This is a genomic window from Flavihumibacter petaseus NBRC 106054 (assembly GCF_000974785.1).
Lineage (GTDB): Bacteria > Bacteroidota > Bacteroidia > Chitinophagales > Chitinophagaceae > Flavihumibacter > Flavihumibacter petaseus.
This window is the reverse complement of sequence record NZ_BBWV01000001.1, coordinates 1,464,178-1,477,768: the sequence shown is the minus strand read 5'-3', so window position 1 is coordinate 1,477,768 and position 13,591 is coordinate 1,464,178. Positions and strand designations below refer to the sequence as shown.

Here is a 13,591-nt window from a genome sequence, read left to right as displayed (position 1 = left end):
TGAATTCAAATGAGTAACGAAGCAACAGTGCACGGACATTCAGAGGTTACCACACACGAGGTACACCATGACGACCATCATGGGCACCATCACCAGGATACTTTTATAACGAAGTATATCTTCAGCCAGGATCACAAGATGATCGGGAAGCAATTCCTGATCACCGGTATCGTCTGGGCTATCATCGGAGGTCTCTTCTCTGTACTGTTCCGTCTGCAATTGGGATTTCCCGATCAGTCTTTCCCCATCCTGGAAGACCTTCTGGGAAGCAAATGGGCTGCCGGCGGTAAGATCCAGCCGGAATTCTACTATGCGCTGGTAACCATGCATGGTACCGTACTCGTGTTCTTCGTACTGACTGCCGGTTTGAGCGGAACCTTTGCGAACCTGCTTATTCCCCTGCAAATCGGTGCCCGCGATATGGCATCTCCGTTCATGAACATGCTGAGTTATTGGTTCTTCTTCCTGGCCAGCATCGTAATGATCAGCTCTCTTTTCGTACAGACAGGTCCGGCAAGCGGTGGTTGGACGTCCTATCCGCCACTGAGTGCGCTGGGGGATGCTTCGGAGGGCTCCAAGGCAGGTATGGATCTCTGGCTGGTGAGTATGGCACTGTTCGTGGTGTCTTCCCTGCTCGGTGGTCTGAACTATATCGCCACGATCCTCAACATGCGTACAAAAGGTATGACGATGACCCGTCTTCCCCTGACGATCTGGGCACTGTTCTTTACAGCGGTGCTGGGTGTATTGTCTTTCCCTGTACTGTTCTCTGGTTTCATCCTCCTGTTGTTTGACCGCCACGCCGGTACAAGCTTCTACCTGAGTGACATCTTCCTGGCGAGCACACAGAAACCGTTGCCCAACGAAGGCGGTAGTGCGATCCTTTACCAGCACCTTTTCTGGTTCCTGGGTCACCCGGAAGTATATATCATCCTGTTGCCGGCCATGGGTATGGCATCAGAGATCCTTTCCACCAATTCCCGTAAGCCCATCTTTGGTTATATGGCGATGATCGCTTCCCTGTTTGCGATCTGCGTGCTGGCCTTCCTGGTTTGGGCACACCATATGTTTGTAACGGGCCTGAACCCGTTCCTTGGATCCTTCTTCGTATTGCTGACACTCCTCATTGCGGTGCCTTCGGCGATCAAGGTGTTCAACTGGCTGACAACGATCTGGCGGGGTAATATCCGCTTTACACCGGGTATGCTGTTCGCCCTTGGGTTTATCAGCATGTTCATTTCCGGTGGTCTTACTGGTATCTTCCTGGGTAACTCCACCCTGGATATCCACCTGCATGATACCATGTTCGTAATCGCCCACTTCCATATTGTAATGGGTGTGGCCTCCTTCTTCGGCATGTTCGCCGGTGTATACCACTGGTTCCCGAAAATGTTTGGCCGCTATCTCAATAATACACTGGCATATATCCATTTCTGGATCACACTGGTAGGCGCTTACCTGATCTTCTGGCCAATGCACTACGAAGGTCTGGCTGGTATGCCGCGCCGTTACCTCGACGTGAGTGGCTGGGTTTCCTTCAACCAGTTTGACGGACTCAACCGCTTCATTTCAATCGTCAGCATTATTGTATTTGCTGTGCAGTTGCTGTTTGTGTTCAACTTCTTCTATTCCATTTTCAAGGGCAGAAGGGTGAAAACACCAAACCCGTGGGGTTCCAATACACTGGAATGGACAACACCGATCAATCCGGGTCACGGAAACTGGGAAGGTGAGATTCCGGAAGTTCACCGCTGGGCATATGATTATGGTAAAGACGGACGGGACTTTATCCCGCAGACTGAACCGGTAAGTGCCACTGAAAGTAAACACTAACAGCATGTGCTGTTAAAACAGATATTTTTCATGCAGCAGCCTGGAAAGCCTTCACGTGTGCGCGATTTTATGCTGCTGGTGAAGTTCTCTTTGACAATCATGGTGGTGTTCTCGGCAGTGGTGAGTTACCTGCTGGCACCAAGGATAGTGGCTTATGACGCCTGGAGCATCATACTCTTTTTCCTGGCCGGCTTCCTGATTACGGGAAGCGCCAATGCCATCAACCAGGTGGTGGAGAAAGATACCGATGCGCTGATGAAAAGGACAGCTAACCGACCGGTGGCATCCGGCAGGATGTCGGTGATGGAAGGCTGGATCTTTGCAGCGGTAACCGGACTGGCAGGTGTTATACTGATGGGCGTATACTTTAACGGACTCGCTGCAGCATTGTCTGCTTTCAGTCTTTTCCTGTATGCGTTTATTTACACGCCACTGAAAAAGGTGAATTCGATCTCTGTACTGGTGGGCGCCTTTCCCGGCGCACTCCCCTGCCTGATCGGATTTGCCGCGGGAAATGATACCATTTTCATGGGTGAACATGGTATCAGGGATCTCGGTGGATGGGCATTGTTTGCAATCCAGTTTTTCTGGCAGTTTCCCCATTTCTGGGCAATTGCCTGGATCGCACACCGTGACTACGAAACCGCTGGTTTCCGGATGCTGCCTTCCGAGAGAGGACCCACGAAATACAGTGCCGTACAGGCGATCATTTATTCCGTGCTGCTGATACCAGCCGGGGTATTGCCATACTGGTGCGGTATTACGGGTTGGCTGAGCCTGCTGATCATCCTGGCGGCAAACCTTGTGATGATATTGCTGAGCGTTGGATTGTACAGGCAGATGGAGGTCAAAGCAGCGAGAAGAGTGATGTTTGGAAGCTATTTTTATTTGCTGATTGTATATTTCGCCCTGCTGGCGGATAAGATCTGAAAAAAGTGCGTATGGAGACACAAATCGTTATGGAACAGAGAAAAAGGATACATCCTGCTAAATTCACCCTTTGGGTGGGTATAGGAAGTATTGTGATGATGTTTGCAGGCCTGACGAGCGCATATATCGTGAAACGCAGCCAGCCCAGCTGGGTTAGCCTGAACGAAATTCCCAGGATCTTCTGGTATTCCACCCTGGTTATCCTGGCCAGCAGTGTGACCATGCAGATGGCGCTCCGCAGTTTCAAACAACGGGAAAGGCCGCAATACCGCCGACTCATCCTGATCACGGGGCTGCTCGGCGCATTGTTCATTATGATGCAATGGTTCGGCTTTAAGGCAATCTGGGCAAGCGGAACCACGTTTGCCGGTGCGGGTGCGGGACAGTTCCTGTATATCATTGCCGGTTTGCACGCCCTGCACGTTCTGGCGGGTATCATTGCACTGATCATCATGTCGTTCAGGGCATTCAGTACCAAAAGAAGAAACTATAACCCGGTTCCGGTGGAGGTGATGAGTACCTACTGGCATTTTGTAGACATACTCTGGCTGTATCTGCTGGTATTTTTTATGATGTTGACCTAATCCTATTTTCCCTATATCCAATTAAATTTGCGAATTAATTAAAAACTGAACATGGCACAAGCGGTACCTGCAGAACAAAAATGGTGGAGTGGTGGTAAAAGCCCCTTCAATGTGGAGTATGGTAAGCTGATGATGTGGTATTTCCTGATGAGTGATGCCTTCACCTTCGGTGCATTCCTGATTTCTTACGGTACCATCCGTTTCTCAAGCAATAACTGGCCTGACCCCAACGAAGTGTTTCAATCCTTCCCTGGTCTCGGTTCCGGATACCCGCTTGCTTTTGTGAGCCTGATGACTTTCATCCTCATCATCAGTTCCGTAACCATGGTACTGGCTGTTCAGGCTGGTCACGCAATGGATAAGAAGAGCGTTATCAAATACCTGATCTGGACGATCATTGGTGGCCTCGCTTTCCTGAGCTGCCAGGCCTGGGAATGGACGCACCTGCATCACGAAGGTGCCTGGTGGGGAAGCAATCCCTTCCTGAACATGGATGGCACTAAGGCGTCTACCAACTTTACCAACTTCTTCTTTACCATCACAGGTTTCCACGGTTTCCACGTATTCAGCGGGGTGATCATCAATATCATTATGCTGATCATGACGATCAATGACGTATTTGAGCGCCGTGGTCACTACCTGATGATCGAAAAAGCCGGCCTTTACTGGCACTTTGTAGACCTCGTTTGGGTATTTGTATTCACCTGTTTCTATCTCATCTAATCCCGATTATATATGCAACACACGGATAATTTTCAAGAAATCACCCATCACCACGACTATGATCGGGAAGCCAGCCGTAAAGAGGTCATCCGCGTTACGGTAATTCTGACAGTGATCACCCTGGTGGAACTGGCGCTGGGCTTCTGGCTCATGAGCATTCACCAGGAACTGATGCGTCACTTCATTAAAGGACTGATCTGCATCTTCATGCTGGCAAAGGCCTTTTATATCGTAGGCTATTTCATGCACCTCAAACATGAGCTGCGCAACATGATCATGACGATCGTAGTGCCGTTGTTACTGTTTGTATGGTTCATCATTGCCTTTCTGGCAGATGGTAACTCTTACAAAAATCTCCGCAACAAATACGACCCCCACCACGTGGAAGAAAGCAAGACCAAGGTTGACAAACCTGTCCACGGCGAGGAACACGGAGCGAAGAAAGAAGGGGCGATCGAATAAATTGATTAAACCATCCGCCTGCCGGATGGTTTTTTTTTGATGTAAAAAGACAGTGGGAATTGAATAAGCGTGCATTATTGGGGTTGAGCCTGGCATTGATGCTGCCCCTCATTTGTTATGTGGTGGTAAAGTATTTCAGCGGCGATGCCGTTCATATGCCACGCCGGTACTATGCAGATACCGTGGTAACCCGGGTTGAAAACGGCAAAGAATATGCGGACACCGTTTGGCACAAGGCGAAGGACTTCAAATTGGTGAACCAGTTGGGTGATACTGTTTCCATGGCGGATGTGCCAGGTAAAGTCATTGTTGCAGATTTCTTTTTCACCCATTGCCCTTCCATCTGTCCCATTCTCACCCATAACATGAAGAAATTGCAGGATGCGTTGAAGCTGAAAGACGATACACGTCTCGCAGACACGACCTTTGTGCAGTTACTATCCTTTTCAGTGGATCCGGAACGCGACTCGTCCGTTCAGCTGAAAAAATATGCCGATAAGTGGGGCGTCAACCATGATGTCTGGTGGATGCTTACCGGGAATAAGAAAGAGATCTATGATTTCGCGATCAATGAAATGAAACTGGCGGTGGTAGATGGAAATGGTGTTGATTCCAATTTTATCCATACCGAGAAAGTGGTGTTGCTGGACAAGGATCGCGTTGTGCGGGGATATTACAATGGCCTTGATAGTCTCGCCATGCGCGACCTTGCAGGGGATATCGTGAAGCTCGTGCTCGAGAAAGACAAAAAGAAAAAACGAAAACTTTTCAGAAAATAATAGGGTATGCTGAATGCAATGTTGCAGAAAAATGACAGGCAGGCGAAGTGGCTGATTGGTGTAGTATCTTTTGTTGTTTTCGCAGCTGTGGTGCTGCTCTCCCAGGTCCAGGTGAACGTTGACCTCGGGTTTGATGTACACCTCTTTGCGCGGATCAACGCCGTGATCAATTCTGTTGTGGCTGTCCTGTTGCTGGCCGGTCTGGTTGCTGTCAAAAAGGGCAATTTCCAGGTACACAAGAAAATCATGCTGACAGCCATGGTGCTCAGTGCGCTTTTCCTGGTATCTTATATCTGTCACCACCTTTTCGCCGGGGATACCAAATTCCAGGGGACTGGCCTGATCCGGCCGGTTTACTTTTTCATCCTGGCAACCCATATCTTCCTGGCTGCCATCATTCTGCCCTTTATCCTGTACACCGCCTACCGCGCATTGATCGCCGAATGGCCTCAGCATCGCAAACTGGCGAGGATAACCTGGCCCATCTGGTTTTACGTTGCGGTGACCGGGGTGGTGGTTTATCTGATGATTAGTCCGTATTATAGCGCCGGCTAAATAATTCCCATGAACCAGACGCTTTCGCCATTCCGCCAGATGTCTCTCAGTTACCGGAGATTGTTGTATGCCAAGATCATTTTCTGGGTGATTGCACTCCTGGTGGTCGGGTTCGGATGGGTGCGTACCAGCAATGACGTGGCACTGGACCGGCTCCTCCAGGTGATTGCAGTACTATATTCCTTTATCGCGGTAATGGTGGGATTGCTGTTATTCAGGCGAAAGGTGGAAGGGCTTAGGACTACCGACATCCCGGTGAGGGACAAGCTCGAAAAATATTATCAGGCGGGGATGATCCAATGGATCTTACTGACAAGCGCCGGTTTCTTTTGCGGCGCCTCTTATCTGCTGGTCGGCAACTGGGCATTTCCCGTTCTGGCTATTGCCCTCCTTGCCATATACGGCGGATTAAATCCTTTTAAGCAGAAAGTTTTACTGCAACTGCGTCTCCGGGAAACAGACGTGGCAGGGATCTGATCACACCTATAAAGCCAGTTCGATAGCCGGATCCCAGAACCTCTTCGCAAAATCCTGCACGGTATCATTTTTCACGGCCACACCATCTTTTTCCAGCAGCTCCTGCATCCTGGTGGGGGTGCCGAAATGAGCCTTGCCGCTGAGTTGTCCGTTGCGGTTGACCACCCGCTGTGCCGGAATACGTGGGTCGCCATGACAGGTATTCATAGCCCATCCGACCATGCGGGCGGATAATCCGGAACCAAGACTTTTGGCGATTGCACCATAGGTTGTTACTCTTCCCTTGGGCACCTGTTCAACAATCGCGTATACCTGCTCAAAGAAGTTTGTGTCGTCTTTTTTGGGCAAGGCCGTGGATACAGCTTTCGGTGATTTTGCGGCTTTTTTTAAACCGGACTTTTTACCTGCCGGCTTCGCCGGTGTCGTCTTTCTGATTGGCATGGCGTAAACGTTGATCTAACAAGACTGATCTGCGGGGTTCTGCTACCTGAATATAGTCATAAGGACAATGCAGGCATCCGTTGCCGCAGCAGGCACCTCTTTCCAGGTGATACTTCGCTGTCAGCACCATGAGTCCGCGCTCATTGAAGTAGAAGTCAATGCCTTCTTCCAGTGTTTTCATAATGCCTGTTCCCCGCTGGTTTCGCTGGATTGAGTCACGCCGGTCGGCTCCTCATTTTCGAATACCCATTCCTGTAAGGCAGCATCAAGATCGGGAAGCGGAGTAGCGGGGAGGGAGAACCGGATATAGTGAATGCGACTGCTGCCGGCAATATCGAGCCCTTCATAATGGGTTTTGATCTTTAACTGCGGTTCAATCACCGCCTGACGATAAACATCATCGCTGTGCTCCAGCAGTTCCAATCCATACCGATTGATCACTTCTATCGTGAACCGGTACAGGACCGGGCTATCCGTTTTTAAGTGTATGATGTTGCCGGGGGCAAGGAAAGGCTGATACAATCGAAGAAACTTTGGATGGGTAAGCCTTTTTTTCGCACGGGACCGCCGTAACTGTGGATCGGGAAAAGTGATCCAGATCTCTTTTACTTCACCCGGTGCAAAATAGGTGGCGATCCGGTCGATCTGGGTTCGCAGGAAAGCTGCGTTGGATTGTCCGGCTTCCAGGCATTTCCGCGCTCCAATATAAATACGGTTACCTTTTACATCAACACCAATAAAATTGCGATCAGGGAACATGGCGGAAAGACCTACTGTGTATTCGCCTTTGCCACAGGCAAGTTCTAAGGTAATGGGATGGTCATTGCCAAATTGCAGATGCCATTTACCTGCCATCTTTTCGGGATACTGCAAAACATTCGGAAAGCCCTTGATGGCTTCAAACCGCGCCAATTTATTCTGACCCATGGCGCAAAACTAAGCATTAGGACTTGATCAGGCAGTTTGCTTCAGGATCCAGCCTGATACGCAGCAGGGCGCCTTCTCCCGGAGTTGCAGATGCAACCTGTGATTCACCCTGTACCTGTATGTAATCACCACTTTCTTTGTCCACAAAGCGCGCCATGATCTGGAGCGGCTTTTCCTGGTTGCAGGCGATAAAGTCAGGATCGTCAGACCAGCAGGTAAGTATTCCTTTTTCATTGAGCTTTACCTGGCTCGCCACAGTGCGGGAAGGCCGTTCAAAAGGAGCATCCTTTATTTCCTTGATGGCCGCAAAAGTGAACGACTTCAGTTTAGCCGCAATCATTTTCCAGTAGATCTTTTTCATAACGCTAACATCAGGGTTTAAAAATGTGGACCTGCTCCCCACTGTTCATGCACCTCCAGCAATCGAGGGGGAACAGGTCCTGTTATGTTTGAAAACCGGCGTTTCAGAGGGTCATTTGATAACATTATCGGTTAGCAGGACTATTCTCAACCGTCGCCTTGCCGATGCCGAAGGTCAGTCCGACATTCATGCTGAGGTTCCGGTTCTTCTGATCAACATCTGTCGATTCCATCACATCCGTTAAACCATGGTAATAGCCAAGATCGAGGTTTAGCCAGGTCTTCTCCAGGAGGCGGATATTTACACCTGCCGATCCGGTGAGTCCGAAGTCAAAAGATTTCACGAAGTCCTTTACAGGAGTTTTGACAGTTACTTCATGTCCGTCATCCATATAGGTTCTTTCCTGCTTACCGCCGAGAAGAAACCCGAAGGTGGGACCGAAAGCCAGTTTCGGACGAACGCGTTGACCGTATTCACCAAAGAAATAGATGCCTTTTAGCGGTATCCGCAGATAGTCGATCCGGTTAGTGACATCTATACCATTGGCACTCGTCTTGTTTCCCTCAATTGACCATTTCGCGTCAGCGCCAATACCCCAGTGGGTAGCGGGACTAAAAATGAGGGATACACCTAAATTTCCAGCCGGCTGATACCGGGAGTTCTCGGCATTGCTGAGCCAGGTATGGCCAAAACCCGCAGTTGGTCCAAACGACAGGTTATCCTGGGCCGAGACCGCCGTTGCAAGGCAGGTCGCCAGAATGCCGGTACTGATTACTTGTTTCATTTTCATATGTGGGTCTTTTGCCGGTCATTACAAAAACGCGTGCCACCAGCAGTGTTCGGTTCGGAAATCCGGCAGATCAGCCGTAAACTGTGGTGGTGTTTACTCGAAAAGCCCAATTTGGCATTCGGTGAATATTTAAGTTTCAGGCATCAGGAAATGAGGAGTTTGGGGAAGTAAAGCCACGAAGAAGGTAGGTTAACCGTCAAACAATGTTGATTCCAGTAAGCTGACGTAAAAAGGAGTCCCCGCAAATGAAAATCTCCTAAAGCTTTGATCGTGAGTTGATTGCAAGGTCAGCTTAGGGTCAGCTTAGGGTCATGTCAGGGCTTTCCTTATCTCTTCCCGGCTTCAACCCAGCCTGATGGCAGCTTCAGTGATACCCGGAGCAGGCGCCCCCTAAAATAAGACCCACCGGAAATTGCAGGGATGAACGAAGGGTGGAGCTTAGACGGCTATCAGATAACTATCAGATAAAAAAAAGCCCCTCAAGATTGAAGGGCTACCTAACAGCTGTAAACACACACATGAGAAAAATTTATGTACCCATCGTGCGGTGTGCAACGCAATCGTTCATGGCGGTACAAAAAAATCCCATCAACGGGATGGGATTTTAAAAATGCTGTAGGGGGAGGAGTCGAACCTCCACGGGGCAGTTAGCCGTAGTACAAAGATTAGTGGTCAACCCTGGTCGGCTTCATTCCGATTCCTGTACGGAACTGGAATACCAGTCGGCTCTATGCTACGTTTATCCTGAGCTCCCCACCCCCGAGACGAGAGGGCATGTCTGCCAAAGATTTCATCACCCCACAGTATAAAGAACACTCAAAAAATAATCGCTGTAGGAGGAGGAGTCGAACCTCCACGGGGCCGTTGGCTTTCGCCCGAAGGCTAAGTTTATCCGGTAATCCCCACCCCCGAGACAAGAGGGCATGTCTGCCGAAAATTTCATCATCCCACAGTATACGTTCGAAGAACTTTGCATTGCAAACATACAATGAATTACCAGTTCATTGCAAATAATTCAAGTAAAAATTCAAAACAATTGAAATTGTTCAAATTATAGTATATTAGTGTGGAATTCATCAAAAATACGCTTGCAAAATGCCGTCCAAATTGAATTTAGACAAACTGGACTACCAGATTATCCAGGAAATGATGGAAAATGCCGAGACTTCCTATGCCGATCTGGGCAAAAAGCTCTTTGTTTCCGGTGGTACGATCCATGTTCGCATCAAAAAACTGCAGGAAATGGGTATCGTTAAAGGCACCCGGCTCAGTGTTGACCTGAAGTTACTGGGTTATGATGTCATCGCTTTTATCGGGATTTATCTCGAAAAGAGTTCTTTATATGACACCGTTGCCAGGGAACTGGGCAAGATCCCCGAGATCGTCCGCATGAACTACACTACCGGGAACTACAGCATTTTTGCAGAGATCGTCTGCAAAGACATCAACCAGTTACGAAATGTGCTGCACGACCAGCTGCAAAAGATCAAAGGCATAGAGCGTACGGAAACTTTCATTTCGCTGGACGAAAGCCTGAACCGCAATGTAATGGTACAGCCCTGACAAACTAACGTCATCAGCTTTTTACATCCAGTGCATCGCGGATCCCATTGCCCACCAGATTGAAGGATAACACGAGCAGCATGATCGCAATACCCGGAACCAGCGCCAGCATGGGATTATTCGTAATGATGAAATTGTAATTTTCCCGGATCATGCCACCCCAGGAAGGTTGCGGCGGCTGAACGCCCACACCCAGGAAGCTCAGGCCGGCTTCAATCACCATGGCACTGGCAAAGTTCGATGCCGCCAAAACCATAACCGGTCCAAACATATTGGGCAGGATATGTTTGAGAATGATGCGGCGGTCGCTGTATCCCAATACCCGCGCGGCTTCTACATATTCCATCTTCTTTACCTGCATCATTTGTCCCCTCACCAGCCGGGCTACATTCACCCACATGGTAAGGCCTACCGCCACAAATACCTGCCAGAAGCCTTTGCCCAGTAAAAAAGTAATAGCAAATACCAGCAGTAATGTAGGGATGCTCCAGATCACGTTGATGAACCACATGATCGCATCATCCCATCTGCCACCATAATATCCGGCCAGTGCTCCGAGCATCAATCCGATGGTCAGGGAGATCAGCATCGCAATAGCACCCACCAGCAAACTGGCGCGTATCCCTACCAGCAGCCGGCTCAGGATATCCCTGCCGTATTTGTCCGTACCGAGCCAGAAGTGCCGCGTTTCAACAAATTCTTCAGCCGGTTTGGGGAAAGTTGAAACGGGTATCGCCAAACGATCGCTGATACCTTCATCAATATAACGGTCCACAATAACCGAATCCCCTGCCTTGCGGTATGCGGTGATCGGGATGTAGTTTACATCATCCGGTCTTCCGTTCCAGGTTCTTTCCCACCAGGATACCGCTACCGGGGGAACCGCTTTTGGCAGCAACAGGAATAGTTGTTCTGACCCTGGCTTCCGGCCACCGATCTCAACAATCATCCTGTTGGCGTCCGGTGTGGGGTCCGGTGCCAGCCAGTACGCAAAAAGTGCAATGAATACAGCCACGGCAATCACTCCTGTACCCGCTACGGCGAGTTTCTGTCTGCTGAATTTTTGCCAGGTGGTTAACATTCAAATAGTATTACCGGAGTTTCCTGCCTTTCCATTGATAACTGCCGAATTGTGAAAACGTTCCTGCAATCACCGTATATATCCAATGCAGCGGCTGCACCAGCGGAAACCAGATCATCAGGCGGGTATTGTCAAAAAAGCGGCTTACCGACCACTGGAACGGCCATTCCACCAAAACTTTCAATGCCCAGCAACCAGCCAGCCAATAGGTCGCCGTCAGTGAGAAGGGCGCCCAAAGCAGGTGAACCACCAGCATCAGGTTAACCGAATAGACCAGCAACAATACGGAAAAGAGTTTTCTCTCCCGGTAAAATCGCGCTTTGCTTGCCCACCGGATGCGCTGACGAAAAAATAATTGCCAGGAGCGCTCGGCAACTGTTTGCACAATGGCCTTCCTGCTTTTCGCATACTGCATCCCGTCAGGATATTGTTCCGCAAACTTGGCCATCAGCAACATATCATCTCCGGATGCAATCTGATTGATCTTTTCGTAACCACCAACGGCAACAAAAGCTGTTTTGGAAAACGCCAGGTTGGCACCATTCCCCATACTGTGAAATCCCAGTGCGGCGGCTGCAGCCGTGATCCCCTGGAGGCTCGAGAAATCCAGGCTTTGAAATACGCCCAGCACACTGTTGCCAGGCACTACCATAACGGGACCGGCAACACAAACGGTGCCTTCGGTAGAGGCCATGCTGGTACCGCTGTACTGCCAGGCAAGCTGGCGCAGCCATCCCTGGTGAAACAGGCAATCGCCATCAGTGGTGACGATCAAATCACCGGTTGCCTGTGCAACGCCCCATTGCAACGCCCGCTTCTTTGGCGCAGCATCCGCACCTTCCGGGAAAATGCTTGCAAGCGGAATTACCCGAAGTCCCGGAAGGCATGCCCCGGCCAGTTTCGCCGCAGTATCATCTGTTGAGAAGTCATCCAGTATAATAAATTCCCGGAGTGATTCCGGGTAGTCCAGTTTTCTGAGCGATTCGATCAGGGCGTCAATATTGGCAGATTCATTGCGCACGGGTATCAACACCGAGATTGCCGTGCGCGGATGAAATGCCTCCGGCGCGTCAGACACCGGTTGTTTTTTCCATCCCTTATGATAATAGGCGATCAGGATCCCGTAAAGGACCAGCAGGAACAGTGTAATAACAGGTATCCCGATCATCACGACGTTAAAATGATTTGTGCTATCTGCTGAACAGCTGGTTCCTGGAGCAGACGGTGATTGTGTTCCACCACCTGAACCGACACCGCACTATCCTCCGGCAAATGTTTTTTTATTTTTCCAGCACCAATTACAGGATCCTTTGCTCCGGCAATAATCACCACGGTCGTTCCCGCTGCGCGGCAATTGTCCAGGTCCCTTTTCACCTCCGGTCTTATCCGCCGGAAGTAGGTCCATCGCTGGTACAGCGCCTGCCGCTGTTCCTCATCTTCGAGGAAAAATAAGGTGAAGCGGTGCCTCTTTTCTGTCATCCAGCCCAGGCGGCGGGCCACCGCCATGCTGCTCAACAGCATCGCCGGATCCGTCATAGCCATCCGGAAGATCCGGTTGCCAACTGCCGTCTGCGTGCTGAACCAGTACCAGCCATTCCTGATTATGCCATCAGGCGCTATCAGGAAAACCGCTTTCAGCGCCGCAGCCCGCTGACCGGCGTAGGCAAGTGCCAGCCTGCCGCCCATACTATAGCCCAAAATGGAAAATGTGATCGCCGCCCCGCTGATTTCCGGTTGCTGCAATGACGCCACAACACCCTGCACCAGTTGTAGAAGGTCTACCTGGCTGAAATCCGTTCCTTTCCAGTTTGTTTTCCCGTGAAGCGGTAAATCCGGACAAATCAGCCTGTACCGGTGTCCGATTTCCGCTGCCAGGTGACTGAACGACGCCCCGGTTTCGCCATACCCGTGCAGGCATACCAGGTCCTCCGGTCCTGAACCGAATACAGAACAGAAAACAGTATTATCTCCAACGTTTATTACCATGAATTCACCGGATCGAAGATAGGCCGCAGGCATGCAAAAAATGCTTGGAAAATCCTGTTGACAATGTCGGGAAAAACCTGTACATTCGATTAGTTGTTT

At 50.0% G+C, this 13,591-nt stretch carries 17 protein-coding genes; 9 read left to right on the top strand and 8 right to left on the bottom strand.

The window, feature by feature from the left end; genetic code table 11:
- Nucleotides 1-9 precede the first annotated feature (9 nt).
- The 8 genes from FPE01S_RS06150 to FPE01S_RS06115 are packed head-to-tail and all read left to right on the top strand — an operon-like array spanning nucleotide 10 to nucleotide 6,343.
- The gene (locus tag FPE01S_RS06150; protein WP_046367926.1) at nucleotides 10-1,833 is read left to right on the top strand and encodes a cytochrome c oxidase subunit I; all 1,824 of its coding nucleotides are present in this window, start codon (nucleotides 10-12) and stop codon (nucleotides 1,831-1,833) included.
- Nucleotides 1,834-1,863: 30 nt separating this feature from the next.
- The gene (gene cyoE / locus FPE01S_RS06145; protein ID WP_046367925.1) at nucleotides 1,864-2,763 is read left to right on the top strand and encodes a heme o synthase; all 900 of its coding nucleotides are present in this window, start codon (nucleotides 1,864-1,866) and stop codon (nucleotides 2,761-2,763) included.
- 11 nt (nucleotides 2,764-2,774) lie between these two features.
- Nucleotides 2,775-3,347, top strand: a complete 573-nt coding sequence (locus tag FPE01S_RS06140; RefSeq protein ID WP_046368707.1) for a cytochrome c oxidase subunit 3 — start codon at nucleotides 2,775-2,777, stop codon at nucleotides 3,345-3,347.
- Nucleotides 3,348-3,398: 51 nt separating this feature from the next.
- Nucleotides 3,399-4,070: a cytochrome c oxidase subunit 3 gene (locus FPE01S_RS06135; protein WP_046367924.1), complete on the top strand. Its 672-nt coding sequence runs from the start codon at nucleotides 3,399-3,401 to the stop codon at nucleotides 4,068-4,070.
- 12 nt (nucleotides 4,071-4,082) lie between these two features.
- Nucleotides 4,083-4,532: a cytochrome C oxidase subunit IV family protein gene (locus FPE01S_RS06130; protein WP_046367923.1), complete on the top strand. Its 450-nt coding sequence runs from the start codon at nucleotides 4,083-4,085 to the stop codon at nucleotides 4,530-4,532.
- A gap of 59 nt (nucleotides 4,533-4,591) precedes the next feature.
- The gene (locus tag FPE01S_RS06125; RefSeq protein WP_046367922.1) at nucleotides 4,592-5,311 is read left to right on the top strand and encodes an SCO family protein; all 720 of its coding nucleotides are present in this window, start codon (nucleotides 4,592-4,594) and stop codon (nucleotides 5,309-5,311) included.
- Between the two features lie 6 nt (nucleotides 5,312-5,317).
- Nucleotides 5,318-5,866 (top strand): DUF420 domain-containing protein, encoded by a 549-nt coding sequence (locus FPE01S_RS06120; RefSeq protein WP_046367921.1) that lies wholly within the window; start codon nucleotides 5,318-5,320, stop codon nucleotides 5,864-5,866.
- Between the two features lie 9 nt (nucleotides 5,867-5,875).
- A complete protein-coding gene (locus FPE01S_RS06115) occupies nucleotides 5,876-6,343 on the top strand; it encodes a hypothetical protein (RefSeq protein ID WP_046367920.1) in 468 nt (155 codons plus the stop codon).
- A 6-nt stretch (nucleotides 6,344-6,349) separates the two neighbouring features.
- Here the strand turns inward: FPE01S_RS06115 and FPE01S_RS06110 are convergent, their stop codons facing one another.
- From FPE01S_RS06110 to FPE01S_RS06095, 5 genes are all read right to left on the bottom strand, one after another.
- Nucleotides 6,350-6,784: an MGMT family protein gene (locus tag FPE01S_RS06110; protein ID WP_083990145.1), complete on the bottom strand. Its 435-nt coding sequence runs from the start codon at nucleotides 6,782-6,784 to the stop codon at nucleotides 6,350-6,352.
- Nucleotides 6,744-6,965: a C1orf53 family protein gene (locus tag FPE01S_RS25370; RefSeq protein WP_072053957.1), complete on the bottom strand. Its 222-nt coding sequence runs from the start codon at nucleotides 6,963-6,965 to the stop codon at nucleotides 6,744-6,746. The genes FPE01S_RS06110 and FPE01S_RS25370 overlap by 41 nt, the downstream gene beginning before the upstream one ends.
- Complete coding sequence (gene trmB / locus FPE01S_RS06105; RefSeq protein WP_046367919.1) at nucleotides 6,962-7,711, bottom strand: tRNA (guanosine(46)-N7)-methyltransferase TrmB; 750 nt, start codon at nucleotides 7,709-7,711, stop codon at nucleotides 6,962-6,964. The genes FPE01S_RS25370 and trmB overlap by 4 nt, the downstream gene beginning before the upstream one ends.
- 16 nt (nucleotides 7,712-7,727) lie before the next feature.
- The gene (locus FPE01S_RS06100) at nucleotides 7,728-8,072 is read right to left on the bottom strand and encodes a hypothetical protein (RefSeq protein WP_046367918.1); all 345 of its coding nucleotides are present in this window, start codon (nucleotides 8,070-8,072) and stop codon (nucleotides 7,728-7,730) included.
- A 124-nt stretch (nucleotides 8,073-8,196) separates the two neighbouring features.
- Entirely contained in the window at nucleotides 8,197-8,862 is a 666-nt protein-coding gene (locus FPE01S_RS06095) for a porin family protein (RefSeq protein ID WP_052955543.1), read from the bottom strand.
- 1,095 nt (nucleotides 8,863-9,957) lie between these two features.
- Between FPE01S_RS06095 and FPE01S_RS06085 the strand changes: the two genes are divergently transcribed.
- Nucleotides 9,958-10,425 (top strand): Lrp/AsnC ligand binding domain-containing protein, encoded by a 468-nt coding sequence (locus tag FPE01S_RS06085; protein WP_046367916.1) that lies wholly within the window; start codon nucleotides 9,958-9,960, stop codon nucleotides 10,423-10,425.
- 13 nt (nucleotides 10,426-10,438) lie between these two features.
- Here the strand turns inward: FPE01S_RS06085 and FPE01S_RS06080 are convergent, their stop codons facing one another.
- From FPE01S_RS06080 to FPE01S_RS06070, 3 genes are read right to left on the bottom strand one after another with little or no spacing between them, the layout of a single operon-like run.
- The gene (locus FPE01S_RS06080; RefSeq protein WP_046367915.1) at nucleotides 10,439-11,506 is read right to left on the bottom strand and encodes an ABC transporter permease; all 1,068 of its coding nucleotides are present in this window, start codon (nucleotides 11,504-11,506) and stop codon (nucleotides 10,439-10,441) included.
- A 10-nt stretch (nucleotides 11,507-11,516) separates the two neighbouring features.
- Complete coding sequence (locus FPE01S_RS06075) at nucleotides 11,517-12,674, bottom strand: glycosyltransferase (protein WP_046367914.1); 1,158 nt, start codon at nucleotides 12,672-12,674, stop codon at nucleotides 11,517-11,519.
- Complete coding sequence (locus tag FPE01S_RS06070) at nucleotides 12,674-13,525, bottom strand: alpha/beta fold hydrolase (protein ID WP_046367913.1); 852 nt, start codon at nucleotides 13,523-13,525, stop codon at nucleotides 12,674-12,676. Before FPE01S_RS06070 ends, FPE01S_RS06075 begins: the two co-directional genes overlap by 1 nt.
- Nucleotides 13,526-13,591 lie beyond the last annotated feature (66 nt).